General features: G+C 46.1%; 4 protein-coding genes and 1 pseudogene. All 5 read left to right on the forward strand.

Annotation, left to right across the window (positions count from 1 at the left end):
* A partial coding sequence (locus tag VIN66_RS11450) for a Holliday junction DNA helicase RuvB C-terminal domain-containing protein (protein ID WP_331924116.1) occupies window positions 1-481 on the forward strand: 481 nt, incomplete at its 5' end.
* A gap of 720 nt (window positions 482-1,201) precedes the next feature.
* Window positions 1,202-1,612: a tol-pal system-associated acyl-CoA thioesterase gene (gene ybgC / locus VIN66_RS11455; RefSeq protein WP_134056425.1), complete on the forward strand. Its 411-nt coding sequence runs from the start codon at window positions 1,202-1,204 to the stop codon at window positions 1,610-1,612.
* A 1-nt stretch (window position 1,613) separates the two neighbouring features.
* The gene (tolQ, locus tag VIN66_RS11460; RefSeq protein ID WP_331924118.1) at window positions 1,614-2,291 is read left to right on the forward strand and encodes a protein TolQ; all 678 of its coding nucleotides are present in this window, start codon (window positions 1,614-1,616) and stop codon (window positions 2,289-2,291) included.
* Window positions 2,291-2,716, forward strand: coding sequence for a protein TolR (tolR, locus tag VIN66_RS11465; RefSeq protein ID WP_134056421.1), 426 nt, complete (start codon window positions 2,291-2,293; stop codon window positions 2,714-2,716). Before tolQ ends, tolR begins: the two co-directional genes overlap by 1 nt.
* 7 nt (window positions 2,717-2,723) lie before the next feature.
* A pseudogene (locus VIN66_RS11470) lies at window positions 2,724-3,101 on the forward strand (cell envelope integrity protein TolA); the annotation flags it as partial.

Consider the following 3,101-nt stretch of genomic DNA (forward strand, 5'->3'; position numbering starts at 1 on the left):
AGTGCAGCGGCTGGAGTTTTATAAAGTTGATGAGCTGACGCAGATTATTCTGCGCTCGGCAAATTTCTTAAATTTACAGCTTGATGAAGCCGGGGCTACTGAAATTGCCCGCCGCTCACGCGGCACGCCTCGGATTGCCAACCGCTTATTACGTCGGGTGCGTGACTATGCGCAGGTTAAAGCCGGCGGCGTGGTAACCGTTGATGTTGCCGCGGCAGCGCTACAAATGGTAGATGTCGACGCCGAAGGTTTTGACTATATGGATCGTAAACTTATTCTGGCCATTATTGAAAAGTTCATGGGCGGACCGGTAGGGCTGGACAATTTAGCCGCCGCTATCGGTGAAGAAAAAGATACCATTGAAGATGTGATAGAGCCGTTTTTAATTCAGCAGGGCTTTATTCAGCGCACACCACGCGGGCGCATCGCAGCACCACGCGCTTACACCCATTTTGGTTTCGACTTACCAAAATCAGACTAAGTTGAAAGCATGTATCCGCTAACTGGATGGTGCTACAGCTAGGCGACAAGTTAAAGTGCAATACGAGCATAGTAGGCTATGTGAGTCATTGTGCTTTAACGCAGGCAACAACGCTGTAGTCCGAGCCAGGACGCGGATAAAAAAAAGCCCGCTCAAGGGAGCGGGCAGCAACAAGTTGAAGGAGTGCTTCAAAAAAATCCAGGGAACATGTTGAAACAGCAACAAAATTTGGTCTGAACACAAATTTCATTACTCAGTGATCCTTACTAAGACTCAGCAAAACTTTGCTTCCTCTTTGCGCTAGCTCAGAACACATGCGTATGATAGAGATTTGGAGTATTTACTTCAAACGAGAAAAACTACTATTTAGGTATTAGAAAAATTAATGCGATGATTCGGCCTGGTTGTATTAAAAATGTTCAATTGCAGGTGCGGCAAGCGTTGCAGGCTTTTGTTCATGCAAGGTTAATGTACAATCGGGATTATGAGCAGCATTACTTTTTGTCAGGTTTTGGTCAGAGTTTGCTGTTTATCCTGTGCGGAAGGGGATTAGTCGATTCTGTGCAAAATACGGGAACTTACTGTTGAAATAACAGTCGACAGAAATTAATAAAAAATACAAGTAGGCGACGCAGAAAAATATAGTTGGGTTTCATCTGTACAGATGATTGAGTTGTTGTTCGGCGTTACTTATCATATGCAGCAATTAAAGCGAATATCATGTCTGAAACAGTCTTTACATTCCCAGTGCGCGTGTACTATGAAGATACCGACGCCGGAGGAATAGTTTACTATGCAAATTATTTAAAATTTTTTGAAAGAGCGCGCACCGAATGGTTGCGTGCCTTGGGTATTGAGCAGGATTTTTTATTGTCAAAAAATGTCGCTTTTGTTGTTACTCAGGTTTTAATGGATAACAAAAAAGCGGCTAAATTTAATGAATTATTGACGGTATCTAGTCAAATCAGTACCTTAAAACGCGCTAGTATGGTTTTTCAGCAAACAATACACAATAGCGCCGGCGAGTTAAATTGCACAGCGCAAATTACAGTGGCCTGTATTTCGCTGCAGGAAATGAAGGCCAGGGCAATTCCGGCCGAGGTGACAGAGGGTTTATTACGTGGCAGGTGAGATATCTATTTTAAGTTTGTTAATTGAAGCCAGTTTTGTTGTGCAACTGGTGATGTTGATATTGCTCGCGATGTCAGTTATGTCGTGGACTATTATTTTCCGCCGTCGTAAAGCATTAAGTGATGCAGTAGCTGATGCTAAAAAGTTTGAAGATAAATTCTGGTCTGGTGTGGATTTATCCAAGTTGTATAACGAAGTCAGTGCACGTGCCGCCAACAGCGGATTAGAAGCATTGTTTAAATCAGGCTTCAAAGAGTTCGCCAGGTTACATAAAACCAACAGCCGCCAACCGGCCGCTGTAATGGAAGGCACACAGCGCGCGATGCGTGTTGGCTTGTCGCGCGAAGTTGAAAGATTAGAGATGCATCTACCCTTTCTGGCAACCGTGGGTTCTATCAGTCCTTACATTGGTTTGTTTGGTACAGTATGGGGCATTATGAACTCCTTTATTGCACTGGGTGCGGTAGAGCAGGCGACGTTGTCTATGGTTGCGCCGGGTATCGCTGAAGCGCTGATTGCGACAGCTATCGGCTTATTCGCGGCTATACCGGCAGTTATTGCATATAACAAGTTCTCGCATCAGGTTGAGTCATTGGAAAGCAGTTACGCCAACTTTGTTGAAGAGTTTTCTAACATTCTGCACCGTCAGGCCGTATCGAATAACGGAGACGCTGCCTGATGTATGTACGTAAGAAACGCCGGTTAAAGGCCGAAATAAACGTGGTGCCCTATATCGACGTTATGCTGGTTTTGCTGGTGATTTTTATGGTGACAACGCCACTTATTACCCAAGGGGTAAAAGTAGAGTTGCCAAAGTCAGCTGCCGAGCCAATAAAGCAGATGCAGGATGGTAAAACACCGCTGGTAGCCACAGTTGACCAGGATGGTCTGTACTATTTTGAGAAAGATGGCAAACAGCAAGGGCCTTTTACGGCAGCTGAACTGACGGTGGAAGTTGCCAGTTGGCTGACTATCGAGCCTGGTACTCAGGTGATCGTAAAAGGTGATGCAAAAGTAAGTTACGATGCGGTGATTCGCCTTATCAATGTGCTCAAAGGCGCTGGCGCACCGGCGGTTGGCCTGATGACAGACAACCTGGAATAGAATTGATATGGCTGTGGTAATAGAACCTTCATTGGCAAAATCACTTGGCTTACATCTGGCTATACTGGTGGTGCTGGTATTTGGCACTGATTTTTCCAGCAAACCTGAGATGGTGACAGTAAGTTTGCAATCTGAAGGCCAGGCGCCGGTTGAAGCGGTGGCGGTAGACGAAAAGTTACTGAACGAGCGCGTGCAGCAGATGCAGCGTGATCGCGATGCGGCCAAAGCGGCTGAAGAGAAGCGGATACGTGATCTGGAGCGACGGGCGGCTCAGGCCGAGCAAAACCGGACAGCAGAAGAACAACGTTTGAAGCGGGTAGCTGAAGAAAAACGCAAAGCCGATGCTGAAGCGCAAAAAGCGAAAGCCGCTGCGGCTGAAGCGAAA

The organism is Rheinheimera sp. (assembly GCF_036568245.1).
Taxonomy (GTDB): Bacteria; Pseudomonadota; Gammaproteobacteria; order Enterobacterales; family Alteromonadaceae; genus Alishewanella.